At 74.3% G+C, this 26,166-nt stretch carries 18 protein-coding genes; 10 read left to right on the top strand and 8 right to left on the bottom strand.

Annotated elements, in window-relative coordinates:
- Positions 1-74 precede the first annotated feature (74 nt).
- Both AB0K02_RS05480 and AB0K02_RS05475 read right to left on the bottom strand, forming a co-directional pair.
- The gene (locus tag AB0K02_RS05480; protein ID WP_365991051.1) at positions 75-1,670 is read right to left on the bottom strand and encodes a hypothetical protein; all 1,596 of its coding nucleotides are present in this window, start codon (positions 1,668-1,670) and stop codon (positions 75-77) included.
- Between the two features lie 38 nt (positions 1,671-1,708).
- Entirely contained in the window at positions 1,709-1,903 is a 195-nt protein-coding gene (locus tag AB0K02_RS05475; RefSeq protein WP_018850156.1) for a hypothetical protein, read from the bottom strand.
- Between the two features lie 307 nt (positions 1,904-2,210).
- Here AB0K02_RS05475 and AB0K02_RS05470 point away from each other — a divergent pair, with 307 nt between their 5' ends.
- From AB0K02_RS05470 to AB0K02_RS05445, 6 genes are all read left to right on the top strand, one after another.
- The gene (locus AB0K02_RS05470; RefSeq protein ID WP_365991050.1) at positions 2,211-2,603 is read left to right on the top strand and encodes an ankyrin repeat domain-containing protein; all 393 of its coding nucleotides are present in this window, start codon (positions 2,211-2,213) and stop codon (positions 2,601-2,603) included.
- Between the two features lie 330 nt (positions 2,604-2,933).
- On the top strand, positions 2,934-4,352 hold the full coding sequence (locus tag AB0K02_RS05465; protein ID WP_365991049.1) for a HEAT repeat domain-containing protein: 1,419 nt from the start codon (positions 2,934-2,936) through the stop codon (positions 4,350-4,352).
- A gap of 109 nt (positions 4,353-4,461) precedes the next feature.
- Positions 4,462-5,586 carry a glycosyltransferase family 1 protein gene (locus AB0K02_RS05460; RefSeq protein WP_365991048.1) on the top strand — a complete coding sequence of 375 codons (1,125 nt, stop codon included), beginning with the start codon at positions 4,462-4,464 and terminating at the stop codon, positions 5,584-5,586.
- Entirely contained in the window at positions 5,583-6,743 is a 1,161-nt protein-coding gene (locus AB0K02_RS05455) for a glycosyltransferase (RefSeq protein ID WP_365991047.1), read from the top strand. The genes AB0K02_RS05460 and AB0K02_RS05455 overlap by 4 nt, the downstream gene beginning before the upstream one ends.
- Positions 6,744-7,423: 680 nt before the next feature.
- The gene (locus AB0K02_RS05450) at positions 7,424-8,287 is read left to right on the top strand and encodes an SGNH/GDSL hydrolase family protein (protein WP_365991256.1); all 864 of its coding nucleotides are present in this window, start codon (positions 7,424-7,426) and stop codon (positions 8,285-8,287) included.
- Positions 8,284-11,883, top strand: coding sequence for a hydantoinase B/oxoprolinase family protein (locus AB0K02_RS05445; RefSeq protein WP_365991046.1), 3,600 nt, complete (start codon positions 8,284-8,286; stop codon positions 11,881-11,883). Before AB0K02_RS05450 ends, AB0K02_RS05445 begins: the two co-directional genes overlap by 4 nt.
- A 38-nt stretch (positions 11,884-11,921) precedes the next feature.
- On the opposite strand, the gene AB0K02_RS05440 is transcribed toward AB0K02_RS05445, so the two are convergent.
- The 5 genes from AB0K02_RS05440 to AB0K02_RS05420 all read right to left on the bottom strand — a co-directional run bounded on the left by AB0K02_RS05440 (position 11,922) and on the right by AB0K02_RS05420 (position 16,324).
- Entirely contained in the window at positions 11,922-12,788 is an 867-nt protein-coding gene (locus AB0K02_RS05440; protein ID WP_365991045.1) for a biotin-dependent carboxyltransferase family protein, read from the bottom strand.
- Positions 12,785-13,429 carry an allophanate hydrolase subunit 1 gene (locus tag AB0K02_RS05435; protein ID WP_365991044.1) on the bottom strand — a complete coding sequence of 215 codons (645 nt, stop codon included), beginning with the start codon at positions 13,427-13,429 and terminating at the stop codon, positions 12,785-12,787. Before AB0K02_RS05435 ends, AB0K02_RS05440 begins: the two co-directional genes overlap by 4 nt.
- Complete coding sequence (locus tag AB0K02_RS05430; protein WP_365991043.1) at positions 13,426-14,190, bottom strand: 5-oxoprolinase subunit PxpA; 765 nt, start codon at positions 14,188-14,190, stop codon at positions 13,426-13,428. The genes AB0K02_RS05435 and AB0K02_RS05430 overlap by 4 nt, the downstream gene beginning before the upstream one ends.
- Positions 14,191-14,207: 17 nt before the next feature.
- A complete protein-coding gene (locus AB0K02_RS05425) occupies positions 14,208-14,954 on the bottom strand; it encodes a putative hydro-lyase (protein ID WP_365991255.1) in 747 nt (248 codons plus the stop codon).
- Positions 14,955-15,046: 92 nt separating this feature from the next.
- Complete coding sequence (locus AB0K02_RS05420) at positions 15,047-16,324, bottom strand: MFS transporter (RefSeq protein ID WP_365991042.1); 1,278 nt, start codon at positions 16,322-16,324, stop codon at positions 15,047-15,049.
- Between the two features lie 293 nt (positions 16,325-16,617).
- Between AB0K02_RS05420 and AB0K02_RS05415 the strand changes: the two genes are divergently transcribed.
- From AB0K02_RS05415 to AB0K02_RS05400, 4 genes are all read left to right on the top strand, one after another.
- Positions 16,618-17,328: a GntR family transcriptional regulator gene (locus tag AB0K02_RS05415; protein WP_365991041.1), complete on the top strand. Its 711-nt coding sequence runs from the start codon at positions 16,618-16,620 to the stop codon at positions 17,326-17,328.
- Positions 17,329-17,439: 111 nt separating this feature from the next.
- Complete coding sequence (locus tag AB0K02_RS05410; RefSeq protein ID WP_365991040.1) at positions 17,440-18,966, top strand: hypothetical protein; 1,527 nt, start codon at positions 17,440-17,442, stop codon at positions 18,964-18,966.
- A gap of 310 nt (positions 18,967-19,276) precedes the next feature.
- Positions 19,277-20,209 (top strand): hypothetical protein, encoded by a 933-nt coding sequence (locus tag AB0K02_RS05405; protein ID WP_365991039.1) that lies wholly within the window; start codon positions 19,277-19,279, stop codon positions 20,207-20,209.
- A 107-nt stretch (positions 20,210-20,316) separates the two neighbouring features.
- Positions 20,317-25,281 carry a hypothetical protein gene (locus tag AB0K02_RS05400; protein ID WP_365991038.1) on the top strand — a complete coding sequence of 1,655 codons (4,965 nt, stop codon included), beginning with the start codon at positions 20,317-20,319 and terminating at the stop codon, positions 25,279-25,281.
- Positions 25,282-25,574: 293 nt separating this feature from the next.
- Here AB0K02_RS05400 and AB0K02_RS05395 read toward each other — a convergent pair whose 3' ends face one another.
- On the bottom strand, positions 25,575-26,072 hold the full coding sequence (locus AB0K02_RS05395; RefSeq protein ID WP_365991037.1) for a hypothetical protein: 498 nt from the start codon (positions 26,070-26,072) through the stop codon (positions 25,575-25,577).
- Positions 26,073-26,166: the final 94 nt, after the last annotated feature.

Raw genomic sequence — 26,166 nt, 5'->3', positions numbered from 1 at the left:
GGTCCGGGGCGCGACGCCCGGACGCACCGCGGCCGGGACCGCGTCGATGCGCGGGCCCGGCCGGGGTGGTGGCGTCAGCCTTCGGCGGGGACCGTGGCGGCCGCCGGTGCGGGGAAGGACGCAGGCCCCGCACCGGCCTCGGCGTCCGGCGCCTGCGTCGGCTCGTCCGGACGCGGCGGCAGCAGATCGAGCACCGCCTGCCGGTGCGCCTCGCTCGTCGCGTCGTCGAACGGGTCGGGCGTCGCCGGCACCTGGAGCCTGAGCACCGGACCCGTGCCCAGCCGCGCGTAGCCGCGCCCGGGCGGGACGTCCGTGGCCGGTGTCGTGTGGGGAACCGTGCCCAGCACCGTCCCGACCCGCTCGAAGTCCGCCGAACCGAGTGCGACACGGGCGCGCGTGTGCGTCCGCACGTTCTCGGTCAGGGCGTCCGTGCTGTCGAACTGCTCGGCCACCACGACCGTGACGTGCACCGCCCGGCCGTGCCGCAGGGGCGCCTGCAGCAGCTCCTGCGGGTCCATGTGACCGTCGGCGGCGGCGAGATGGCCGAGCACGCTCGGACGGTCGAGCAGGATCCACAGCGGCCGCTTCGTGTCGTCGGGCGCGGGCTTGCCCGCCTGCCGTGCGCGGTTGGCGACGATCAGGCGCCGCTCGGTCTCCTGCGCGGCCCATTCGAGGCCGGCCACCGCTCCGGCGAGATCGCACTCGACGGCGAGGACGCCCGGGCGGCCGGTGAGGCAGGCGTACTCGCCCGTGCCGCCGCCCTCGACGATCAGGACGTCGCCGTGCTGGAGGGCCTGCAGGGCGATGGAGCGCAGCAGCGTGGTGGTGCCGCTGCCGGGCTCGCCGACCACCAGGAGGTGGGGTTCGGTGGAGCGCGGCCCGGTGCGCCAGACGACCGGCGGCTCCTGCTGCGTGGTCTCGCCGCAGGTCACCGGCAGCGTGCGCTGGACGGAGTCGGCGTCGGTGAAGCCGAGCACGGTCTCGCCGGGGCCGGTGACGAAACGCTGGGCGGCGATGGAGGTGGACAGGGCGGGCAGCACGCTCATGTCGAGCTGATTGCCCTCCTCGTCCCAGCTGAAGCGGTACTCGCGGCCGCGACCGGACTTGGTGTGGAGCAGGTGCTCGATCCGGGCCCGGGAGTCGGCCTCGGAGTCGGTGAAGTACGCCGGGTACGTCACGCGCAGCCGGGTGAGCCGCCCGCCCTCGTCGAACGCGTAGTTGCTGAAGACCTTGCTCCACTCCCCGCCGTGGGTGAAGAGCGGAGCGGGGTCCTCGGGGGCCGAGAAGTAAGGAACGAGGGCCTCGTACAGGGCCTTGAGCCGGGCGACTTCGGCTTCGGCGGGGCCGGTCCTGACCGGTGCCCGGACCCGGCCCGCCCAGGCGGCCGCGGCCATCACCGTGATGAGGGCGATCAGCAGCCCGTACGGGACGACCGCGACGGCCAGGACGCAGACCGCCACGAAGAACAGGGTGGGACCACGCCGTTCCTTGGGAGTGGAGGTCCACTTGCTGCGGGCCATGGCGGCCAGCTTCCGCAGACCCCGCGTGACCGTGATCAGCGGATGGAGGACATCGGTGGCGCCGTCGGCGGCCGTGCGCGCGATCTCACGGCTTCGGGCGATCTGTGCGCTGCCGCTGGTCAGAATGCGGGGGAGTGGTCGCCGGGCCACATCTGTCTCCTGAAGGTGCTCGTCGGTCGTTCGGGGCGTCAGAACTTGATCCCGCCCAGCAGCCCGGCGAGGCTCGTGGTGCCCGCCGTGATGCTCGGCGCGATCGCGGTGCCCGCGAGGAAGAAGCCGAAGAGCGCGGAGACGAATGCGTGAGACGCCTTGAGCCCGTCTTTCCTGAAGAAGAGGAAGACGATGATGCCGAGCAGCACGACGCCTGAGATGGACAGGATCATGAGGTTCTCCTGGGTGAGGGGACATTCACCATGAGTTCTTCCATGCTTACAGAAGGTATCTATACGATAAAAGCTGCAAATGGGTGAAATCGGGCGGGTTTCACTGCACTGGAGCACGCACGTTCGTTGATCGGCGCGCACGCGGCAGGGCGCAGCGGCCCGGTGTCTCCCGCGGCCTGCCCACCAGGGGATCCGTTCCCCCTCGTCAGCGCCTCGTCCCAGGCGCCTGGCAGTACCCTGTCGGTTCACTCGTACGGCTGCTCCTGCCGTGCGGCCCAGGTCAACGCGGTGAAAGGCGGTCCGTCCGATGAGCGAAGTCCCGGACTCCGAGGTGATCGAACTCGCGACCAAGGTCTTCGACCTGGCGCGCCGGGGGGAGACCGAGACGCTCGCCGCGTACCTCGACGCCGGCGTCCCGGCCAACCTGACCAACGACAAGGGCGACACCCTCGTGATGCTCGCCGCCTACCACGGCCACGCCGCCACGGTCGAGGCACTCCTCGCCCGGGGCGCGGAACCGGACCGGGCCAACGACCGCGGCCAGACGCCTCTCGCCGGCGCGGTCTTCAAGGGCGAGGACGCCGTCATCCGCGTACTGCTCTCCGGCGGCGCCGATCCGCAGGCCGGAACCCCCTCCGCCGTGGATACCGCGCGGATGTTCGGGAAGACGGATCTTGTGGAGCTGTTCGACGGCCGCTGAGCGGCCGTCGCGCACGTTCCGGTCGGCGCCGCACGCGCTGCGACCAGCCATGACGGGACCACTGGCGGGGGTGAGCGCCCACAGCGGCCGCCAGGCCGTGGGGGAGCCGTAAATGTGGTCGCGGTGGTGAAATGCGTGGGTCATCATGACGTCAGCCCTGTCCCGGACCTCATCATCCGGGAATTCCCCTGGGGCACCGAAGAGAGGCAGAGGAACATGCTCACCACCAAGCAGAAGACGCGTATGACGACGGGCGGCCCGACATGCTGCTGCGCGGCCTAGGCATTCCAGTCACCGGTCGCGTCGACAGCTTGATGTGAGGCATTTCCCATGTTCGATCCAGTCATAGCGCCGAGCGGCACCCTGCTCGGCCTGCTGCAGAGGGGCCGCGGCGACGGCACACTGCACGCGCTCGCCGCGCCGCGCGCGGAGGCGCTCGCGGCACTCGACCACTGCGTCCTGAACGACCCCCGCCACGACTGGCAGGTCGAGAACCGCTCCCTCTACTACGCCCGCCTGTACCTCGACCTCCACGGCAGCCTCGAGGCGATCGAGCGGCACCTGTGCGACGCCGACGACCACCTGGACGCCGACGAGACCAGGACCGGCCTCGCACTCTCCGTGCTCGGGCACCTTGCCTCCTACGGCCGCGGCGATGCCCTCGCCCTGCTGCGCCGGTACGCCGCGCAGGGCGCCAACTGGGCCTGGGCCCTCGACGAGCTCGCCCTGCGCGACGACGACGCGGGCCTGCGCTCCCTCGCGGCCCCGATCCTCGCCCGCTTCCCCGCCACCCCCGAGGGCGACGCCGACCTGGCCGTCGCCGTCCGCGACGCCTTCGAGCCGCGGCCGTGGCGGCTGTGGGCGGAGGACCGGCGCGAATTCATCGGGGGCCGGGTGCGTGCCGCGCAGGAAGCGGGCTCCTTCGACCGCTGGCAGCGCCAGATGCGTCCCTCGGGCCCCCGCCCCGGCTGGAGCGTCCAGGCCGTCCTGGAATGGGCCGACCAGGGCCTGGCACGCGGCAGCGCGCTGCACGTGCCCGCCGCCCGCTGCCTGTCCGCCGTCGCGGGACCCGAGGACCGGCCCGAGATCGTGCGCGCGGCGCACGGCGGATCCGACGGAGCCCGCTGCGCCGCCCTGCACTACCTCGCCGAGTCCCGGGACCCCGTCGTCCTCGACCTGATCGAGGCGGCCGTCGCGAACGGATCGTCCGCCGTCGCCGAAGCGGCGATCTCCGCGTTCGAGCGGATGTGCGGCGACCAGGCCGTGGACCGGGCCCGGGGCTGGGTCCACCGGCCCGACGCCCTCGGCGCGTCCGCCGCCGGAGTCCTCGCCTGCCGGGGAGCCGCGAAGGACGCGCCCCTCGTGCTCGGCGCCCTCCGCGAGACCGTCCGCGCGGACGGACCCGACGCGCCCTTGCTGTGGACGCTCGTCGACGGCGCCGGCCGGCTCGGCATCGCCTGCGCCGCACCCGTACTGCGCCACGTCTACCGCGAGACGACTTCCTCCCGTCTCCGCGGCCGTGCCGCCCGGGCGCTCGCCGCCACCGACCCCTCCTTCGCCACCGGATTCGCCGTCGAATGCCTGTGGGACTGCGAGGAGACCACCAGAGAGGTCGCCGCGCTCCACGCCGAGACCGGTGACGTACGCGTCGCCGAACGACTGCGCAGGCTCGCCGCCGATCCCGCCGAGGAGGCGGAGGTGCAGACCGCCGTACGCAGCAGGATCGGGCCCGACATGCCCGCTGTGTGACGACTCGGAGCCGTCGGGCCGGGCGTGGCAACAAAACGCTCATGGGACGTTCCCCGGCCGGAAAGATCCACGTTGGCGCAGCCACCCCGGGCCCGACGACAACACGGGTATGCGTGTCGTCATCGTCACCGAATCCTTCCCGCCCGACGTCAATGGTGTGGCGCACTGCGCCCTGCAGACCGCACGGCACCTCGCCGCGCGCGGTCACGAACCGCTCGTCATCGCCCCGGCCGCGGCCGGGGCCGACAGCGCCGACCCCCACGCGCCGTGCCCCGTCGTCCGGGTGCCCTCCCTGCCCCTGCCCGGCTATCCGCAGGTACGGGTCGCGCTCCCCAGCCGCAGGGTGGCGGCGGCGATCACCGCACACCGCGCCGACATCGTCCACCTCGCGAGCCCCTTCGTGCTCGGCGTACGCGGGATGGCCGCGGCGGCCCGGCTCGGCCTGCCGGCCGTCGCCGTCTACCAGACGGACCTGGCCGGTTACGCCCGTACCTACGTCGGAGCGGGCGAGGGAACGGCCTGGCGGCGCATCAAAGCGGTCCACGGAGCCGCCGACCGCACGCTCGCACCGTCCACCGCGGCCCGGCGCGACCTGGAGGAGCACGGCGTCGAACGCGTGGCGCTCTGGCCGCGCGGGGTCGACACGGCCCGCTTCCGTCCCGAGCTGCGCGACGAGAACCTGCGGCGCGAACTGGCGCCCGGCGGCGAGCTGATCGTCGGCTACGTCGGCCGCCTCGCCCCCGAGAAGCACGTCGAACTCCTGGCCGGCGCCTGCGGCCTGCCCGGAGTACGGGTGGTCGTCGTCGGCGACGGACCGAGCGAGACCTCGCTGCGCGGCGCGCTGCCCGGCGCCGTCCTCCTCGGTCGTCGCACCGGGGACGACCTCGCGCGGATCTTCGCCTCCCTCGACGTGTTCGCGCACACCGGCCCCTACGAGACCTTCTGCCAGACCGTGCAGGAGGCCATGGCGAGCGGCGTCCCCGTCGTCGCGCCCGCCGCCGGCGGTCCGCTCGACCTCGTCGACCACGGGCGGACCGGCCTGCTCGTGGCGCCCCACAGCACCGACGCGGTGCGCGACGCCGTACGGACGCTGGCCGACGACCCCGCCCTGCGGGCCGGTTTCGCACGCGCCGGGCGCGCCGCCGTCGAGGGCCGCACCTGGGCCGCGATCGGCGACATGCTGCTGGACCACTACGCCGACGTCCTCGGCGCGCGCACGGCGGTGGCGGCATGAGCGGACTGCGCATCGTACGGCTCGCGAACTTCGTCACGCCGTCGTCCGGCGGGCTGCGCACCGCCCTCGACCAGCTCGGCCGCGGCTACCTCGCCGCCGGGCACGAGCCCGTTCTCGTCGTCCCCGGCGACCTGGCGAGCGACCGGCACACCCCGCAGGGCCGCGTCATCACCCTGCCGGGCCCCGAGCTCGTCGGCACCGGCGGGTACCGCGTGCTCGCCGGGCGCCGACGGCTGCGCAGCCTCCTGGAGGACCTCGCACCCGACCGCCTCGAGGTCTCCGACCGCACGACGCTGCGCTGGACCGGCGAGTGGGCACGCCGCCACCGCATACCGTCGGTGATGGTCTCGCACGAGACCGCCGACGGTGTGCTGCGCACCTGGGGCCTGCCGGACTGGCTCGCCGCGCGGACGGCGGACCGGCTCAACCGGCGCAGCGCCTGGGCCTATTCGAAGATCGTCTGCACGACGGAGTGGGCGGAACGCGAGTTCATCCGCATCGGCGCCTGCAACGTCGTACGGGCGCCGCTCGGCGTGGACCTCCGGCGGTGCCGGCCTGGGCGGCGCAGCACGGTGCTGCGCGCCCGGTACACCGACGGCGCGCGCGTCCTGCTGCTGCTCTGCTCGCGGCTCTCGGTGGAGAAACGACCCGGCACCGCCCTGGACGCGCTGGCGGAACTCCGGGAGCGAGGAGTGCCGGCGTCCCTCGTCGTCGCGGGGGACGGTCCCCTCAGGGCCTCGCTGGTGCGCAGGGCGGAGGCCGAGCGGCTGCCGGCCCGGTTCCTCGGCCACGTCGCCGACCGGGAGGCCGTCGCCGACCTGCAGGCGGCCGCGGACGTGTGCCTGGCGCCCGGTCCCGCGGAGACGTTCGGGCTGTCCGCGCTGGAGGCCCTGGCCTGCGGCACGCCTGTCGTGGCGAGCGCGTCCTCCGCGCTGCCGGAGGTGATCGGCGACGCCGGCGTCGCCGCGGCGGACACGGCGGCGGACTTCGCGGACGCGGTCCTGGAGATCCTCGCCCGGCCCGAGAGCACCCGCCGCGAGGCCGCCCGGGCGCGGGCCGAACTCTTCGACTGGGACGACTCGGTGACGGCGTTCCTGGCCGCGCACGACGCACTGCCGGCACGGAACGGAGCGAAGGAACCGGGAGTCCAGGCATGACGACCGCGGACCTCGACGGCACACGGCGCAAGGCCGCCCCGGCGACCACGGCGGCCCACACCGAGCCCGGGCTCTCCGGCCCGCCTGCGGACCGTGCGGCGGGCCGCGTGCCCGACCGCATTCCGGGGCAGCAGGCACCCCGGCCACCCGTGGGCGGGGCCCGAGCCGGCCGCCCGGCACCCGCACGCACCGGAGCGGCCCTCGTGGGGCCGGACGGCTCGGGCGAGACCGCCCCGCCGCCCCGCGGTGGGGTGCCCGCCCTCACGGGACCGCGACTGTGCGGCAAGGGCGGACCGCCGGTGGGAGGCGAGCCGGGTGAGGCGGGACCGGAGCTTCCGGGGAGCCTCTCGGGGAGCACGGAGCGCGGTGGCCAAGGGCATGCGACCGGGGGCGGCCGGATGCGGGGGCCTGACTCCCTCGAGGCGGGCGCGTCGCCGCGTGGTCGCGGTCAGGCGGCTGTCGGGACGCTGTCCTTGCCCGGCGCGGATCCCGGTGAGTACGCGGAAAGCGGTCGGGAGAGCGTGGCCGGACTCCGGATCGGCGCGGACGGGGACGGCTCCCCGGGCGGGTGGCACGCCGTACCCCTGCCGCACGGCGGCCGTGCCGGGGCGGTGCCCCCGGACGGGACCGCCGCACCACCGCGCGCAGAGGAAACAACGGGGACGGGCACCGTCCCGCCCCTGCGGTTCGTCGCGCTCGGCGACTCGCTCACCCAGGGCGTCGGCGACCCCGTCGGCGGCGGGTGGCGGGGATGGGCCGCGCTGCTCGCCGACAGCCTCGGGAGCGACGAGCGGCCCGCCGTCTTCAGGAACCTCGCCGTCAGCGGCGCCCTCAGCCGGGACGTCGCCGCACACCAGGCGCCGCAAGCCCTCGAGTTCGGGCCGGACATCGCGTCCGTCGTCGTGGGAGTCAACGACACCCTCCGGCGCACCTTCGACATCGGCCGGCTCACGGGCCATCTCGACCAGGTGTGCGGTGCGCTCTCCGCGCGCGGCACCGTCCTGCTCACGGCCTGCCTGCCCGACCCCGGCGCGATGTTCGCCCTGCCCGCACCCCTGGCCCGTCCTCTGGCCCGGCGGCAGCGGGCCGTCAACGCCGTGGTCCACGCCCTCTCCGACCGCTACGGCGCAGTCCATCTGCACGCCGCCGACCCCGCCTGGGTCGCCGACCGGTCCATGTGGAGCGCCGACCGGCTCCATCCCGGCGAACGGGGACACCGCATGCTCGCCCGGACCTTCCACGACCTGCTCTCCGCCCGCGGACTCGTCCACGGCCCGCCCCCCTCCACGGAACCCGACCGGCCGCGGCCCACCCGCGCCGAGGCGCTGCTGTGGCTCGCCACCGCGGGCACCGGATGGGTGGCGCGCCGGTGCACCGACCTGATCCCGCAGCTCCTGCGGCTCGCCGTCGACGAGATGCAGCACTGGGCACGCGGCACCAGCGCCCGGCTCGACCGGTCCGCCGAGCACGCCCTGTCCGCCGCTCTCGCCGCCGTGTCGCCGGACCCGCCGTTCCGCCCGGCCGGGGCAAGAATGGGGGAATGAGCGGGCGCTGGGAGTTCTGGATCGACCGTGGCGGCACCTTCACCGACATCGTGGGCAAACGCCCCGACGGGCGGCTCGTGACCCGCAAACTGCTCTCGCACAACCCCGAGCGCTACCGTGACGCCGCCGTCGCGGGGATCCGCCTGCTGCTCGGCACACCCGACGGCGAGCCCGTCCCGGCCGACCGCGTCGCCGCGGTCAGGATGGGCACCACCGTCGCCACCAACGCTCTGCTGGAGCGCCGCGGCGAACCGACCGTGCTCCTGATCACCGAGGGATTCCGCGACGCCCTGCGCATCGCGTACCAGAACCGGCCCCGGCTCTTCGACCGCCGCATCGTCCTCCCCGAGGCCGTGTACGAACGGGTCGTCGAGGTCCCCGAGCGCGTCGACGCCAGTGGAGCCGTGATCACCCCCCTCGAGATCGACGCCGTCACCGAGCAGTTGGCCGCCGCCCGCGCCGACGGCATGTCCGCCGCCGCCGTCGTGCTGATGCACGGCTACCGCCACCCCGACCACGAGCGGCGCATCGCCCGCGCCGCCCGCGACCTCGGCTTCACCCAGGTCAGCTGCTCGCACGAGGTCAGCCCGCTCATCAAGCTGGTGCCCCGCGGGGACACCACCGTCGTGGACGCGTACCTCTCCCCGATCCTGCGGCGCTACGTGGAGGAGGTCGCCTCCGAACTCGCCGGTATCCGCCTCATGTTCATGCAGTCCAACGGCGGCCTGCGCGAGGCCACGCACTTCCGGGGCAAGGACGCGGTGCTGTCGGGCCCGGCGGGCGGCGTCGTCGGGATGGCCCGTACGTCGGAGCAGGCCGGGTACGGACGGGTCATCGGCTTCGACATGGGCGGCACGTCCACCGATGTGTCGCACTACGCGGGCGAGTTCGAGCGGGAGCTGGGCACCCAGGTGGCCGGCGTCCGGATGCGGGCGCCGATGATGAGCATCCACACCGTGGCCGCGGGAGGCGGGTCCGTACTCCACTTCGACGGGCGCCGATACCGCGTCGGCCCCGACTCGGCGGGCGCCGTGCCCGGCCCCGCCTGCTACCGGCGCGGCGGCCCGCTGACCGTCACCGACGCCAACGTGATGCTCGGCCGCATCCAGCCCGAGCACTTCCCGGCCGTCTTCGGACCGGACGGCGACCAGCCCCTGGACGCCGGCGTCGTGCGCGAACGCTTCGCCGCGCTCGCCGATGAGGTCGCCCGCGCGAGCGGCACACCGCGCAGCCCCGAACAGGTCGCCGCCGGCTTCCTCGAGATCGCCGTCCTCAACATGGCGAACGCCGTCAAGAAGATCTCCGTCCAGCGGGGGCACGACGTCACCCGGTACGCACTGACCTCCTTCGGCGGGGCGGGCGGCCAGCACGCCTGCGCCGTCGCCGACGCCCTCGGCGTCGACACCGTCATCGTCCCGCCGCTCGCCGGTGTGCTGTCGGCCTACGGGATCGGGCTCGCCGACGCCACCGCCATGCGCGAGCAGTCCGTGGAGGCACCCCTGGACGAGGAGACCGCGGGACGCGTGAGCGCCCTGTGCGACGAACTCGCCGACCGGACGCGCGCCGAACTGCGGGCCGACGCCGTCCCCGACGACGCGGTCACCACCCGCGCGCGTGTGCTGCTGCGCTACGCCGGAACCGACGCGAGCCTGCCCGTCGCCCTCGGCTCCGCCGGGACCATGAAGGCCGCGTTCGAGTCCCTCCACCGCACCCGCTACGCCTTCACGATGGACAAGCCGCTCGTCGTGGAGGCCGTCTCCGTCGAGGCCGTGGGCGCCGCGGGTGACCACGGAGAGACGGTCGTGGAGGAGACCGACGGGTCAGAGGGGTCCTCCGAACCGAGGGCGCGTGTGGGCGTGTTCGTCGAGGGGGAGCGCGTGACCGTCCCGCTGCACCGGCGCGGCGACCTGCGGCCGGGGCAGGCGGTGCTCGGTCCCGCGATCGTCGCCGAGGCCGACGCCACCACCGTCGTCGACCCGGGCTGGCAGGCGGCGGCGGGCGACACCGGACACCTGCTGCTGACCCGCGTGCGTCCGAGGCCCGGACGCGTCGCGGTCGGCACGGACGTGGATCCCGTGCTCCTGGAGGTGTTCAACAACCTCTTCATGGCGATCGCCGAGCAGATGGGCGTGCGCCTGGAGAACACCGCCCACTCGGTCAACATCAAGGAACGGCTCGACTTCTCCTGCGCGCTCTTCGACGCGGACGGCAATCTCATCGCCAACGCCCCGCACATCCCCGTCCACCTCGGCTCCATGGGCGAGTCGATCAAGGAAGTGCTGCGCCGCAACGCGGGCGCGATGCGGCCCGGCGACGTGTACGCGATCAACGACCCGTACCACGGCGGCACCCACCTGCCCGACGTGACCGTCGTGACGCCCGTCTTCGAGGGGGACGCTCTGCGTTTCCTCGTGGCCTCACGCGGCCACCACGCGGAGATCGGCGGCATCACTCCCGGGTCCATGCCCGCGTTCAGCCGGACCATCGACGAGGAAGGGGTGCTGTTCGACAACTGGCTGCTCGTACGGGACGGACGGCTGCGCGAGGCCGAGACCCGGGAGCTTCTGACCGGAGCGCGTCACCCGTCCCGCGCCCCGGACACCAACCTGGCCGACCTGAGGGCCCAGATCGCCGCCAACGAGAAGGGGATCGCCGAACTGCGGCGTATGACCGAGCAGTTCGGCACGGACGTCGTCCAGGCCTATATGCGGCACGTCAGGGACAACGCGGAGGAGTCCGTACGCCGCATCGTCGCCGGTCTGCGGGACGGCTCGTACCGCTACGAGACCGACGGCGGCGCGGTCATCCAGGTCTCGGTCCGCGTCGACCACGAACGGCGCAGCGCCGTCATCGACTTCGCCGGCACGTCGGCGCAGCAGCCCGGCAACTTCAACGCCCCCACGTCGGTGGTCATGGCCGCCGTCCTCTACGTCTTCAGGACCCTGGTCGGCGAGGACATCCCCCTCAACAGCGGGTGCCTGGAGCCGATCGAGGTCCGAGTGCCGGAGGGCTCGATGCTCGCGCCCTCGTACCCGGCGGCGACGGTCGCGGGCAACGTGGAGACCTCGCAGGCCGTCACCGGCGCGCTGTACGCGGCGCTCGGCGTGCAGGCGGAGGGCTCGGGCACGATGAACAACGTGACGTTCGGCAACGACCGTGTGCAGTACTACGAGACGGTGGCCAGCGGCTCGGGCGCGGGCGACGGCTTCGACGGCGCGGACGCCGTGCAGACCCATATGACCAACTCCCGGCTGACCGATCCCGAGGTGCTGGAGTGGCGCTATCCGGTGCGCGTGGACTCCTTCGCCGTACGCGCGGGCAGCGGCGGCCGGGGACGCTGGCACGGCGGCTGCGGCGCCGTACGGCGCATCCGGTTCCTGGAGCCGATGACCGTGGCACTGCTGACCGGTCACCGGCGGATCGCGCCGTACGGCATGGCCGGCGGCGCACCCGGCGCACTCGGCGAGAACGAGGTCGTACGCGCCGACGGAAAGGTGGAGCGGCTCGGCGGCGTCGACTCCGTCGACGTCGGGCCCGGCGACGTACTGGTCCTGAAGACACCCGGAGGCGGCGGCTACGGCCCACCCGGCCCGTGACCGGTGCCGGGCAGGCCGGTGTGCCTCGGGAACGCCGGTCACCTCACCAGGGTGAAGCGCACCGGCGTGCCCGGGACGGCCTGTGCCGCCGCCGCGAGGTCCCGGCCGTCGACGACGCCCACCACCGGATAGCCGCCGGTCGTGGGATGGTCGGCGAGGAACACCACGGGCCGCCCGTCCGAAGGCACCTGCACCGCGCCCAGCACCATGCCCTCGCTGGGCAGCTCACCGGCGACCGCACGCTCCAGGGGCGGCCCGTCCGTGCGCAGCCCGATGCGGTTGCTCGCCGACGACACCCGGTACCCGGGTCCGGTCAGCGTCCCGAGGGCCCGTCGGGTGAACCAGTTGTCGCGGGGCCCGAGCCGGGTGCGCAGCACCAGCTCCTCCGGGGGAGCGGGCCAGGGCAGCGCGCCGTCGACCCGGGCCTGCGGACCGCAGGGCTCGCCCAGAGGCAGGACGGCACCGTCCGTGAGCGGCGCGGGGCCCAGGCCGGAGAGCAGATCGGTCGAGCGGCTGCCGAGCACCGGATCGACGGCTATGCCGCCCGAGAACGCGACGTAGCTGCGCACACCCCGCACGGCGGGGCCGGTCCCCAGCACCGCTCCGGCCGGCACCCGGACCGCCGCGCCCCAGGCCACCGGCCGGCCGTCGACGGTCACCGCGCACGGCGCGCCGCCCACGGCGGCCACGACGGCGCACCGCGGCCTTACCACGCATCCGTTGAGCGTCGTCTCCAGGACGGCCGCACCGTCGTCGTTGCCCACCAGACGGTTCACCAGCCGTGCGGCCGGGCCGTCCAGCGCGCCCGAACGCGGCACCCCGAGATGGGCGTGCCCCGGCCGGCCGCCGTCCTGCACCGTGGTCAGCGCCCCTGCCCGGACGACCGCCAGCGCCCGGTCGGTCATCGGCCCTCCGGTACGAAACGCACACGGGTCCCCGGGGAGAGCAGCGCCGCGGGCTCGCGCGCGGGGTCCCACAGCACGACGTCGGTGGAGCCGATCAGCTGCCAGCCTCCCGGCGACGAGCGGGGGTACACGCCCGAGTAGGCGCCGGCGAGGGCGAGGGAACCGGCAGGGACCGCGGTGCGGGGTGTGGCCCGGCGGGGGACCGTGTACCGCTGGGGCAGGCCCGTCAGATAGCCGAACCCCGGCGCGAATCCGCAGAACGCGACCCGGAATTCGGTGGACGCGTGGATGCGGACGGCCTCCTCCACGCAGACGCTCCAGACAGCGGCGACGTCCGGCAGGTCCGGGCCGTCGTAGCGCACCGGGATCTCGACCGAGCGCTCCGCGCGCGGATCGAGGTCCGGTATCGCCCATCCGGCGAGGTCGCGGGCGAGGGCCGGCGGGTCGTCCACGCCGTCCAGCAGCACCGTCCGGGCGGCGGGGACGATCTCCCGCACCGGCGGCAGCGTGCCCGCCGCACGCCGGCGAAGCAGCTCCGCGTGGAGAGCCTCCGCCTCCCCGCCGCCGGGCAGCTCGACCAGGAGCGCACGGTCGCCGACGGGCAGGGCCCGCAGATCTCGCACAGGGGTGCCGCCGGTCATGCGAACGCCTCCACACGGACTCCAGCCCTCTCCAGCTGCTGCCGCACCTCGCGAGCGAGCGCCACGGCACCCGGTGTGTCCCCGTGCAGGCACAAAGAGCGCGCACGGACCCCCACCGGGCTCCCGCACCGCGCGGTGACCACGCCGAAACGGGCCATGCTCACGGATCGCTCCACGACAGCCGCCGTGTCGCTGATCACCGCTCCGTCCTGCCCGCGCGGCACCAGGGTGCCCTCGGGCGTGTAGGCGCGATCGGCGAACGCCTCCGGAACGGCGGGCAGTTGCGCCTTCTCCGCCATGGTGTGCAGCTGGGAGCCCGGCAGCCCGAGGACCGGCAGCGCTGCGCCCGACAGCAGCACGCCCTCGACGACGGCCGCGGCCTGCTCCTCGTCGTGCACCACGCGGTTGTACAGGGCCCCGTGCGGCTTGACATACGCAACGCGCGACCCGGCCGCGCGCGCGAAGACTTCCAACGCGCCTATCTGGTACGCGATCTCGGCGGCCAGCTCGTCGGGCGGCACGTCCATGGAACGCCGTCCGAACCCGGCGAGATCGCGGTACGAGACCTGGGCGCCGATCCGCACGCCGCGCGCCGCGGCCAGCTCGCAGACCCGGCGCATGGTGGGTGCGTCGCCCGCGTGGAAGCCGCAGGCGACGTTGGCGCTGGTGACGACGGAGAGCAACTGCTCGTCGTCGGTCAGCCGCCAGCGGCCGAAGCCCTCGCCGAGGTCCGCGTTGAGGTCGATGGACACCCAGGTCATGTGATCCTCCTGTCCGGTCAGGCCACTCGGTACTGTTCGTCACGGGTGTCCGTGACGAACATCCGGCCCGGCGCGTGGGTGAGGGCGAACGGCGGGCGCGAGGCCGTCAGGGCGGCCTGCGGGGTCACCCCGCACGCCCAGAAGACGGGAACGTCTCCCGGCTCCGGCCTCACCGCTTCGCCGAAGTCGGGCTTCTCGAGATCCCGGATCCCCAGCCCGGCCGGGTCGCCGATGTGCACCGGAGCGCCGTGCACCGCGGGCATCATGGCACTGCGCGTGATCGCGGCGGCCAGGTGCCCGGCCGGGACGGGCCGCATCGACACCACCATCGGCCCGTGCAGCCGTCCCGCGGGGCGGCACATCCGGTCCGTCACGTACATCGGGACATTGCGGCCCTGCTCGACATGGCGCAGCGGGACGCCCGCCGCCGTCAGGGACCACTCGAAGGTGAAGCTGCAGCCGAGGAGGAACGTCACCAGGTCGTCCCGCCAGTGGTCGGTCACCTCGGTGGGCTCGTCGACGAGCTCGCCGTTCTCCCAGACCCGGTAACGCGGCAGATCGGTCCGCAGGTCGGCGCCGGAGGCGAGCGGCGTCGTCCAGGACCCGGCGTCCGTCACGTCCAGCACCGGACAGGGCCGGGGGTTGCGCTGACAGAACAGCAGCATGTCGTACGCCCAGTCGGCCGGGACGGACACCATGTTGACCTGGGTGTGGCCGGCCGCGATGCCCGCGGTCGGCACGCAGAGGCCGGAACGGAACCGCATCCGGGCCTCTGCCGCCGTCCACCCGCGGGCCTCGGCGATCGCCTGCGGCGCGCCCGCCGCGACGTCCAGCACCGGGTCCACCGCCGTCGCGCTCACACCAGCTCCTTTCCGCGTGTCTCCGGCAGGCCCACCAGGGCCAGCGCCGCGAGGCCGTAGCCCGCGGCGCCGAGGACCAGCGCGCCGCCGACGCCCCAGCTGTCGGACAGGAATCCGACGAGGGTGGGCAGGAAGGCGCCCACCGCCCGGCCGCTGTTGTACGTGAAGCCCTGGCCGGTCCCGCGCACGGCGGTCGGGTACAGCTCGCTCAGGAACGAGCCGAAGCCGCTGAAGATCGCGGACATGCAGAAGCCGAGCGGGAAACCCAGCACGAGCAGCAGACCGTTGGCTCCGGACGGGATGTTCGTGTAGGCCACGATCCCGGCCGCCGAGAGGGCCGCGAACAACGTGATGTTGTTCTTGCGGCCGATGCGGTCGGTCAGGTAGCCGCCGGTGAGGTAGCCGACGAAGGCGCCGGATATCAGGAAGGCGAGGTAGCCGCCGGTACCCACGACGGTGAGGCCGCGCTCGGTCTTGAGGTACGTCGGCACCCAGGTGGCGAGCGTGTAGTAGCCGCCCTGGACCCCGGTGGACAGCAGGGTGGCGAACAGGGTGGTGCGCAGCAGGTCCTTCGTGAAGATGGCGGAGAAGGAGCCGCGCCGGGTGCTCGTGCGGCGCTGCTCCGCCGCCTCGGGCGCGTCACTGACGTGGCGCCGCACGTACACGACGAGCAGGGCGGGCAGGGCGCCTGTCCAGAACATCACGCGCCAGGCGGTGTCCCGGTCGAGGAACTGGAAGACCAGTGTGTAGACGACGACCGCCAGTGCCCAGCCGGCCGCCCACGCGCTCTGCACCGCGCCGAGTGTGCGCCCGCGGTGCTTCGCCGTCGCGTACTCGGCGACCAGGATCGCGCCGACGGCCCACTCGCCGCCGAAGCCGAGGCCCTGCAGGGCGCGGAAGACCAGCAGCGTCTCGTAGTTCGGTGCGAAACCGCACAGGACGGTGAAAACGGCATAGGTGATCACCGTGATCATCAGTGCCTTCACCCGGCCGATGCGGTCGGCGAGAATCCCGGCGAGCGCGCCGCCTATCGCCGAGACGACCAGCGTGACAGTAGTGAGAAGTCCGGTCTGTCCGTTGTCGAGACTGAAGTACGCCGAGATCGCCACCATGCTCAGCGGCAGCGTGAAGTAGTCGTAGGAGTCGAGCGCGTAACCCCCGAACGCGCCGCCGAAGGCGCGCCGGCCCTGCGGGCCGAGGGAGCGGAGCCATGCGAACGCGCCGGTGTGCTCCGGCAGTTCGCCCTGTTTCGGCTGGGCCTGGGTCGTACTCATCTGCACCTCGCTGAGGGGAGGGAGTGCGGTGGCTGGGGCTGACTCTGTGCCGTCGGTGCGCGACGTCCGTGCGGGATGTGAGGGATGTGCGGGATGTGAGGGGGTGTACGGGGGTGTGCGGAGGGGCTGCAGGGACCGGGTGGTCGTCGGGAGGAGTGCCGGTGCGGGTCGAACGATGACGCCAACGTAGAGGATCGTTGAACGATCCGACAAGGGGCGCGTTGAGTCGTTCGAGCTTCTACGATGGACCCCGTGCGCCGGTGTGAGCCGCCCGGCGAGGGAGAGAGGGCGTTGTGGGGACGACGGAGCCCGGGGCCGGGGGACTGGCGGACGACCGCGCGCTGTTGGGGCGCACGAGCACGGCCGAGCGGGTGGCGGACATCCTGCGCACCCGTATCGCCGAGGGCTATTTCCCGCCCGGCGAGCGGCTGTCGGAGGACAGCATCGGCAAGGCGCTCGGCGTCTCGCGCAACACCCTCCGCGAGGCGTTCCGGCTGCTCACCCATGAACGGCTGCTCGTCCACGAGCTCAATCGCGGCGTCTTCGTGCGCATGCTCGCCGTCCAGGACGTGGAGGACATCTACCGGACCCGGCAACTCGTCGAGTGCGCCGTCGTCCAGGGCCTGGGCGAGCCCCCCTACGACCTGGCCGCGCTCGACGCGGCGGTCACCGGCGGCGAACGCTGCGCCCGTGAACGTGACTGGAAGGGCGTGTCGACCGCCAACATCCACTTCCACCGCGAACTCGTCGCCCTCGCGGGCAGTGCCCGCACCGACGAGCTCATGCGCAGCGTCCTCGCCGAGCTCCGCCTCGCCTTCCACGTCGTGGACGACCCCCGTGGCCTCCATCAGCCCTACCTCGTGCGCAACCGGGAGATCCTGGAGGCCCTGCGCGCCGGCGAGCGGACCAGGGCCGAGCGGCTGCTGGCCGACTACCTGGACGACTCGCGCACCCGCCTCGTCGAGACGTACGCGGGACTCGTCGTCGGCTCCGAGAGGGCGTAGCGCGCCCGGGCCGCCTCCCCGGCGGCCGGAGCGGAGAGGAAGGCCGGGCACGGAGCGGTCGCTTCTGCGCCGTTTTCTCCGTTGTCAGTGCGAGGACCTAATCTGTGCACCGTGACTTCGCCTGCTCCGACGGAATTCGTTCCGCCCCAGCTCAGCGCGGGGCCGCGGCCCGCGCAGGGCCCGGCCGCCGACGAAGGGCTGGCGCGGCGCCTCCGCGCGCTCGCGTGCACCGCTCCCCTGCACGACCTCGACGCCCGCAAGGCCAACCTCGCGGGGGAGTACACGGTCTACGCGATGGCCGAGATCGCCCTCGCCGCGATCGACCTCGTCACGCTCAACATGGACTTCGACACCGGAGCGGACCACGACCAGATAGTGGCCAGACTCCTCCCGCGAGTCGCGGCCCAGGCGCCGCACCGCCCGCAGGCCGAGCACGAGCGCGTCGCCCGCTGGGTCCTGGAGAACCTGATCAACGTCGGCAGCGTGGACCGCGGATTCCGCGCCGTGTACGGCACGTTCGGCACCGACGGGGTCTACACCCGCCGCGACTACGACTTCAAGCTCGTCGAGGAAGTCCCCGGATACGGCGGCAGCGTCTACCTGCGCACGACCGACGAGGCGGTCAACGTCCTCGTCGGCGCCCTCGACACCGACGTCACCAGCGCACAGATCGCCGCCGAGGTGAAGCTCGAGGTCCTCATCAGCAGGGGCCGCCTCGCCGACGCCCAGCTCGCCGCCGAGCAGGCGCGGTACCGCACCGTGCAGTACTCGGAGACGCTGCGCCGGACCCTGGACGCCACCCGGCGCAACGTGCGCGCGGTCGACTGGCTCAACGCCGTCCCCGACATGATCGCGGAGGCCCTCGACCACGTCGCCGACCGCTACCGCCACGAGAACGCGATCCTGACCAACATCCGCAAGGCGCGCGACGAGGCGGAGGACCCGGAGCACAAGCGGCGGGCCGCCGAGCTCGTCGACATCGTCAAGGACTGCATCCGCCGTCACACCCAGCTGCAGTCCCGGCTCCTGGAGGCCGGCCCGCTGTTCCGGGCCGAGCAGGACCGCCAGGCCTTCGCACGCCCCACCGCTCGGACCGGACTCGACCTGTACGGCCAGCTGCTGGCGCCCCTGCTCCCGCTGCCCGTCGCCTCGGCGACCCGCGTCACCGACGCCTTCTTCGCCCGCGGCACCGGGCTGCGCACGCCCGCATCCGTCCGCGTCGGCGACCTGGTCGACCTGCTGCTCACCCCGCCGCCGGAGCGGGAGCACCTCGGCGCGGAGATGCCGGAGCCCGATCTGATCGCCACCCCCGACGACAGCCGCTTCAGCGAGGAGCAGCTGGTGAGCGCCATGGAACTGCTCGATCTGGAGCACGACGCACCCCGCCGGCTCTCCGGTCTCCTCGCCGAGGCCCGTCGGATCGACCCCGAACTTCCCTATCTCGTCGCCCTGTTGGCCGTCCACGCGGCGAGCCCGCCGGTCGGCACCGCGTACCGGCAGGGCGAACAGCGCCTGCTGTTCGCCGTCGACGACGGCATGGAGCTGGACGACCCCGAGTTCGGCGGCGCGGACCTGATCGTGGGCACCGCACTGCTGGACGCGGCGGGCATGGCGGCGGACCGCACGGAGGGCATGTGACGTCCCGCCACGCCGAGCCGTCCCCTCAGCGGCAACTGCGCCCCCGGACCGCCCCGCTGCGCCCTGCGGACGTGGAGGGACCCTCAGCGCCTCCCTCGCCGGCGGGGCCGGTTCCGGCTCCCCGGCATCAGCCCGTCCACGGCTTCCTCGCACGGCTGCCCGGCCGCACGGGGAGATCGAGAGGACCGCGCCGAGCGCGGCTCGAAGTCGGGGGCCTGCCCCGGCTCGCGAAGGGCCGGGCAGGGGACCAGCCCGCGGAAGGCGCCGCCCGCCCGCACACGCACCACCACCGCACAGAGGAGCACCGACCGTGACCGAGCCGCACGCAGAGCACGCCGCGCCGTGGCGTGAGGCCGACGCGCCGCTCGGCCCTCCGGCCGGCCCGGTGTCCACGGCCGCCGGACCCACCCGTGGCCCCGGCACCGTCACCCCCGCGGACGCCGCCGACGCCGCCCGTCTCGTCTCCTTCGGCCTCCAGCCCAAGCTGCTCCCCGCCCGCGACGCCGAATACGCCGAACTTCTCCGCCGCTACCGCGAGGACACCGCCTTTGCCCGGCTCGCCGACGCCGTCGCGACCGGCCTCGGCCTCGTCGTGCTCGAGGTCTCGCCCCGCGCGGGCATGGCCGTCACCGCGGCCGAGGACTCCGTCTTCGCCGTCCGCATGGGCGACTACGCGCGCCGTGCCGCGGCCGACTCGGCCGACCGCTTCCTGCACGGCCTCGCCCACCTCGCGGTCGCGGCCATGGCCTTCCCCCGTCCCGAGGACCTCGCGGACGACGGCTACATCGGCCGGATCACCGTCAACGGCGTCGACGCCTTCGTCCGGCAGGCCTGCCGCAGGCTGGAGGAGCGCGCCGAGGAGCAGGGCGAGAACAGCGACCCGGCCAGCGACGCCCCGGGCCTGGAGGCGGCCTGGCGGGTCTACGCGCGCCGCAGCGCGACGGGCGCCACGAAGGACGCCCGCCGCCTTGCCGGATCCACCACCGGCATCGTCGGCAAGGCGGTCGCGTTCCTGACCGACTCCGGCTTCCTCCAGCGGACCGGCGACGACGCGGGAGGCGCGTACCGCACCACCGCCCGCTACCAGTTGCAGGTGCGCGACATGGCCGGCAGCGCGGCGATGGCCGAACTGCTGGAGCTGGGTGTCGTCCCCGTCAGCGACGGCACCGCGACGCTCGTCGCGCCGCCCGACGGCGACGACCTGGAGCTCGCGGCGGACGCCGGCCTGCCGTTCCACGCGTGACCGCCCCCGCCCCGCGTCACCGTCCCCGCGCAGCCGCCCTCCCCGCGCCACCGCACCGCACGCGCCACCGCTCGACGAAGCCAGAAGAAGACTGAGAGTCCGCCGCCATGTACGAGTTGTCCCGGGTCCGCCTCTACTCCATCGGCCCTGCCGGTGCGCGCTACGCCGACACCGTGCTCGACCTGCGCGGAGTCGGCGAGCCGGTGCCCAACCCCGCCCCCACCCAGGCGGAGTTCTTCGAGGAGGAGCCGGTCGGCCCGCCGCGCCGTCCCGCGCCCGCCGGCGTGCTCTTCCTGGAGAACGGCGGCGGCAAGTCCGTCCTGCTCAAGCTGATCTTCTCGGTCATGCTGCCCGGCCACCGCAACACCCTCGGCGGCGCGAGTTCGGGCGTGCTCCGCAAGTTCCTGCTCGCCGACGACTGCGGACATGTCGCCCTGGAGTGGCAGCACACACAGACGGGTGAGCTCGTCGTCGTCGGCAAGGTCAGCGAGTGGCGCGGACGCCAGGTCTCCAATGACCCGCGCAAGTTCGCCGAGGCGTGGTACTCCTTCCGGCCCGGCCCCGGACTCAGCCTCGACTCCCTCCCCGTCGCCGAGTCCACGGCCGTGCGGCCGCCGGTCGAAGGGGCCTCCGGAGCGCGTGGCCGGCGCCGGACCATGAAGGGCTTCCGCGACGCCGTCACCGAGGCCGGCAAGGCGTATCCGCACCTCGACGTGTACTGGGAGGAGATCCACGACCGCTGGAACGAACACCTCGGCGAGCTCGGCCTCGACCCCGAACTGTTCCGCTACCAGCGCGAGATGAACGCCGATGAGGGCGAGGCCGCGGGCCTCTTCGCCGTCAAGAAGGACTCCGACTTCACCGATCTGCTGCTGCGAGCCGTCACCGACACCCGCGACACCGACGGCCTCGCGGACCTCGTCAGCGGCTTCGGCAACAAACTCGGCCGCCGCGCCGAGCTCACCGCGGAGCGGGACTTCACGGCCGGCTCGGTCGACCTCCTCGGCCGGATCGTCGAGGCCGCCGAGGCACGTACGCGTGCACGCGAGATCCACTCCGCCGCCGAGCGCCGCACCCGCACCCTGGCGCGCCGTCTCTCGGCCCGCGCCACGGAGGAGCGGGCCCGTGCGGCCGACCTCGCCCAGCAGGTCACGGCCGCCGCGCACACGGTCACCGAGGCCGAGCAGGCCCGCAGCCGCAGCTCTCTGATCGCCGCCGAACTGGCCTACCGGCACGCCTCCCTGGCCCTGACCGTCGCCGAGAAGGGCGCCGCCGGGCAGCGCCGTGAACTCATCGACGCGCGCACGCTGCACTCGGCGTGGCAGGCGGCCGAGGCCGTGCTGCGGCACCGCGCCGCCGGTGACCGCTCCGCCCGTGTCGCGGCGGCGATCCGCGAGGCGGAGCGGGACGCGGCGCCGGCCCTGGCAGCACGCGCCAAGGCCGCCGGAGATCTCGTACGCGCCCTGCACAAGGCCGCCGAGGACGGGGAACGGGTCGCGAACGAGGAGGAGGAGCGTTCCCGCGCCCTCCAGGAGACCGCCGAGGCAGCCCACCGTGACGCCACGGTCGCGGCGACCGAGGCACAGCGAGCCCGCAGCGAGATCGGTCACCTGCGCCAGCGCCTCGCCGAGGTCGAGCAGGAGACCGCCGAAGCCGTACGGGCGGGCTGGCTCGACGACACCGCACCCGACGCCGACCCGGCCAGGGCCGCGCTGGCGGCCAGCGACGCGGAGAAGACCACGGTCGCGGCCTGGGACGCCGCACGTGAGGCGGCGCGCGTCACGGCCGAGCGAGCCAAGGAGGCCGCCGCGGCGGAGTCGCGCGCCGAGCTGACCGCCGCGCGCGCGGCGGACGCGGCGCAGGCCGCGGAGCACGCATACGAGGCGGAGCGCCGCGCGGCCGAGTCCATCGCGGAGGACGGCCGGCTGGCGGACCTGCTGAGCCTTCCCGCGCCCCCACCGCCCGGCCCGGCGGTACCGGCGCCGCGCGTCCCGAGCGCGGTCGCCGCCGACCACGCCCGTGGCCCGGCGACCACGGCCCGTGTGCCGCACGCCGGCGACGCCGCGCACGACGGGGCCGTTGCCCGGCCCGAGGACGCTCAGCCCGACGGCGACAGCGGGCATCGCGGGCCCGGGGCGGCGGCCGACGCGGGCGACGCCGCGCACGACGGGACGCCGGGCGGCCACGCCGAACGGGACGGGGACGGCGGTGCCACCGGGGCCGTGGCCCAGGCGGGTGCCGCCGACGGGCGGCGCACCCCGTCGCGACGGGCCGGTGACGGTCCGCTCAGCGCCGCCGAGCTCGACGGATTCGCGGACGAGCTGCGCGAGTTGCTGGAGCAGTCCATCGCGTCCGCCGAGCGGCAGCTCTTCGACCTGCGCACCGCCGCCGCCGACGACGCGCGCATCCTCGGCGCCCTCGGTGACGGCGGACTGCTGCCGCCCGCACCCGACGTGCTCGCCACCGTCGAGTACCTCGGTGAGCACGGCATCCCGGCGCTGCCGGGCTGGCGCTATCTCGCCCAGTCCGTCGACCCCGCCGACCACGCCGCCGTCCTGGCCGCGCGGCCGGAGCTCGTCGACGGTGTCGTGATCACCGACCCCGCCTCGCACACCCGCGCGCGAGAGGCGCTCGCCGGTGCCGCACTGCTGCCGCGCTCGGCCGTCGCCGTCGGCACCGCCGCCGCGCTGCTCGCTCCCGTCCCCGCGACGGGCGCCGGCACCGAGCAGGACGTCTTCCTCGTCCCGCCCAACCCGGCCATGCACGACGAGGCCGCGGCCGACGAGGAACGGCACGCGCTGCGGGCCAGGGCGACCGCCCGTGACGAGGAGATCCGCGCGCTCGCCGCACGCCTCGCGGGCGACCGTTCCCTCGCGGCCCGGCTCGCCGCCTGGCGCGAGGACTGCCCGCAGGGCATGCTCGCGGAGCTCGCCGCCGCCGCGCGCACCGCCCGCGCCGTGGCCGTGGAGGCACAGGAGGCCCTCGCCCAGGCCCGTACGGAACGAGCCGAGGCGGACGAGACGGCCGCCGACGCCGCGCGTGTGCGGGAGGAGCGGCAGGAGGCCGCGCAGCGCGCCCGTCGCGCCGCGGACGCGCTCGCCGGACTCGCGTTCCGGCTGCGTGAACGCGCGGGCTGGCAGGCGAAGCTGCGCGAACTGGCCGACGAGGCCGCCGAGTCGGAGGCCCGCGCCGCCGCCTGCCTGGAGCGCGCAAAGGCCGCCGACGAGGACCGGCGCGCCGCCCAGCGGGCCGGTGACGACGCCCGCCGCACCGCCCGCGCCCTGCGCGCCGAGCGCGCCGAGATCGCCGGAGCCCCCGAGAACCTCCCCGAGGACGACGGCGACGCCCCGCGCGCCTCCCTGCCCGCGCTCCGCGAGGCCTACCGCGCCGCCTCCCAGCTCTACGAGAAGGTCGGCGTCGGCGCCGACCTCCGCGCCGAACAGGCCCGTGCCGAGAGCGACGAGAGCGCCGCGCTCGCGGAGCTCGACCGGCTCACCAACAAGGTCCGCACCCGCGCCGCCCAGCTCCTCGAAGGCACGGACGGCGCCGACGGCCCGTCGCGCCAGGCAGCCGCCGCCCGCGCCGAGGCGCTCGTGCAGATGCTGGAGTCACGCGCGTCCGAGGCGAGCGAGAAGCTCGGCCGTCTCCGTGGCGAGGCCGAGCGGCTGGCCCCGGCCGACGGCACGTCGCACACCGATCTGCCCGACCACCTCGTCCCCGACGACGCCGAGCACGCCAAGGCGCTGCTGCGCACCGCCGACGGCGAACTGGCCGCGCGCACCGAGGCGCTGGAGACCGCCCGCACCACGCACGCGGAGCTGCTCCGGGCCCACCGGGCCGCCGAGGACGCCGCCGGCGGCTTCGACGAGACCGCGGCGCTCCTGCGCGACCTGCTCCGCGACCACCACCAGGACGACGAGACGGCCGACGCCCCGGAGCCGTATCCGGCCACGCTGGAGGAGGCCCGCCGTTCCGCGGCCGAGGCACGCCGGTCACTGCGCGGCTGCGCGACCGACCTGTCGGCCGCCGAGTCGGCCGTACGGGAGGCGAGCGACGTACTCGTACGGCACGCCAACTCCACGCGCTACGAGCAGGTCCGCACCCCCGCACGCCAGCAGATCCGCGAACTGCCCGCGGCCGCGCTGCCCGAGCACGCCGCGAGGTGGGCCGAGGCGTTCGCGCCCCGCCTGCGGGTGCTCACCGACGAACTGGCGCAGCTGGAGCGCAACCGGGACACCATCGTGGACCGCCTGCGCGGTCTGGTGGAATCCGCCCTCGCGACCCTGCGCTCGGCCCAGCGGCTGTCCCGGCTGCCCGAGGGGCTCGGGGAGTGGTCGGGGCAGGAGTTCCTGCGGATCCGTTTCGAGGAGCCGGACCAGGCCACGCTCGCGGAGCGGCTCGGCGAGGTCATCGACGAGGCGACCCGCGCGGCGGTGAAGAAGAACGCGTCCGCCGCCTACGGCGAGGGACGCAGAGACGGCATGTCCCTGCTGCTGCGGGGCGTGCAGGCGGCCCTGGAGCCGAAGGGCGTCGCGGTGGAGATCCTCAAGCCGGACGCCGTGCTCCGCGCGGAGCGGGTGCCGGTGGGACAGATGGGCGACGTGTTCTCCGGCGGACAGCTGCTGACGGCGGCGATCGCGCTGTACTGCACGATGGCGGCCCTGCGCAGCAACGACCGCGGGCGCGACAAGCACCGGCACGCGGGCACGCTGTTCCTCGACAACCCCATCGGGCGGGCCAACGCGACCTATCTGCTGGAGCTCCAGCGCGCCGTCTCCCACGCTCTCGGCGTGCAACTGCTCTACACGACGGGCCTGTTCGACACGACGGCGCTCGCGGAGTTCCCGCTGGTGATCCGGCTGCGCAACGATGCGGACCTGCGGGCGGGACTGAAGTACATCAGTGTCGAGGAGCACCTGCGCCCGGGGCTTCCCCAGATCGAGCCCGCGGGTGAGACGGTGCACGGCGAGATCACCGCCACGCGCATGTTCAAGCGGGCCGCGCTCCCTGAGCAGTCGGCGTCCGAGCAGTCCCCGGCCGGAGAGCGGGCGACGGCGGCACCGGACGCGTAGCCGACCGCCCGGCGGGGCCGGCACGGGTGGGACAGCCTCGGCGTCGGGCCGGGCGGGTCACGGGGACGGCGGCCCGCCGACGTCGGCCCCGTGACCTGCGGCTCGGACGGCCCTGTCCGTCGCCGGGCCGCAGCGTGGCTGCCACCCCGGCGACGTCGCCGGCCCCAAGCGAACACCCGCCCCGGCGGCCCGCTCCGACGCCGGTCCCGTGACCTGCGGCTCGGGCGGCCCCGTCCGTCTCGGGCCCAAGCGGGCACCCCGGCGACGTCGTCCTCCCCGGGCGAACCCGCGGGTCAGGCCCGTGACAGCCCGCCCGCGCCGGGCCTCCGTATGCGGGACGCCTCACGCGCGGACGCCCGCGCCGCCCGGCGTGCCCGGCGGCGCTCGCGGCGCAGTTGCCGCGCCGTGCTGCTGGGCACGGACACCACCCCATGGCGCTGGTTCCACACCTGCCGGGTCACCCATACGTCCAGCACCGACCAGGTAGCCACCACCGTGCTCGCCACACTGGTGAGGACCATCGGGAACGCCAGCCACGAACCCGTCACCGACAAAAGGAATGCCGCCATCGCCTGAATCAAGGTCAGGGACGTGATGATCACCGCTCGGACCGCAGCCGTACGCACCGGATCCGCCATGCGTCGCCTGGCCGTCGGCTCCTCGATCCAGAGCGAGCGCGGCACATGCGTGTCGTCATGTGCCGATGTCGCTCCGGACGCGCCGGACGCCGCTTTCCGCAACGCCTCCGGCGCGGAGCCCGGAATCTCTTCGCGGCGCTCGTGCGTGTCCATGGATCCTGTCACTCCCCACCTCTGTCGCACTTCAGGGTGGCTGCCCGGAATCCGTCGTTCTACTCCGGCTGTTCCGGCTCGCGCACTCCTGCAC

This window comes from Streptomyces sp. NPDC049597 (assembly GCF_040675505.1).
Taxonomy (GTDB): domain Bacteria; phylum Actinomycetota; class Actinomycetes; order Streptomycetales; family Streptomycetaceae; genus Streptomyces.
This window is presented reverse-complemented; position numbering and strand designations above follow the sequence as displayed.

Bases quoted from the DNA above. Each gene is read 5' to 3' on its own strand.
- AB0K02_RS05475 (WP_018850156.1), bottom strand. From the start codon at position 1,903: ATGATCCTGTCCATCTCAGGCGTCGTGCTGCTCGGCATCATCGTCTTC.
- AB0K02_RS05470 (WP_365991050.1), top strand. From the start codon at position 2,211: ATGAGCGAAGTCCCGGACTCCGAGGTGATCGAACTCGCGACCAAGGTC.
- AB0K02_RS05465 (WP_365991049.1), top strand. From the start codon at position 2,934: ATGTTCGATCCAGTCATAGCGCCGAGCGGCACCCTGCTCGGCCTGCTG.
- AB0K02_RS05460 (WP_365991048.1), top strand. From the start codon at position 4,462: ATGCGTGTCGTCATCGTCACCGAATCCTTCCCGCCCGACGTCAATGGT.
- AB0K02_RS05455 (WP_365991047.1), top strand. From the start codon at position 5,583: ATGAGCGGACTGCGCATCGTACGGCTCGCGAACTTCGTCACGCCGTCG.
- AB0K02_RS05445 (WP_365991046.1), top strand. From the start codon at position 8,284: ATGAGCGGGCGCTGGGAGTTCTGGATCGACCGTGGCGGCACCTTCACC.
- AB0K02_RS05440 (WP_365991045.1), bottom strand. From the start codon at position 12,788: ATGACCGACCGGGCGCTGGCGGTCGTCCGGGCAGGGGCGCTGACCACG.
- AB0K02_RS05435 (WP_365991044.1), bottom strand. From the start codon at position 13,429: ATGACCGGCGGCACCCCTGTGCGAGATCTGCGGGCCCTGCCCGTCGGC.
- AB0K02_RS05430 (WP_365991043.1), bottom strand. From the start codon at position 14,190: ATGACCTGGGTGTCCATCGACCTCAACGCGGACCTCGGCGAGGGCTTC.
- AB0K02_RS05425 (WP_365991255.1), bottom strand. From the start codon at position 14,954: ATGCGGTTCCGTTCCGGCCTCTGCGTGCCGACCGCGGGCATCGCGGCC.
- AB0K02_RS05420 (WP_365991042.1), bottom strand. From the start codon at position 16,324: ATGAGTACGACCCAGGCCCAGCCGAAACAGGGCGAACTGCCGGAGCAC.
- AB0K02_RS05400 (WP_365991038.1), top strand. From the start codon at position 20,317: ATGTACGAGTTGTCCCGGGTCCGCCTCTACTCCATCGGCCCTGCCGGT.
- AB0K02_RS05395 (WP_365991037.1), bottom strand. From the start codon at position 26,072: ATGGACACGCACGAGCGCCGCGAAGAGATTCCGGGCTCCGCGCCGGAG.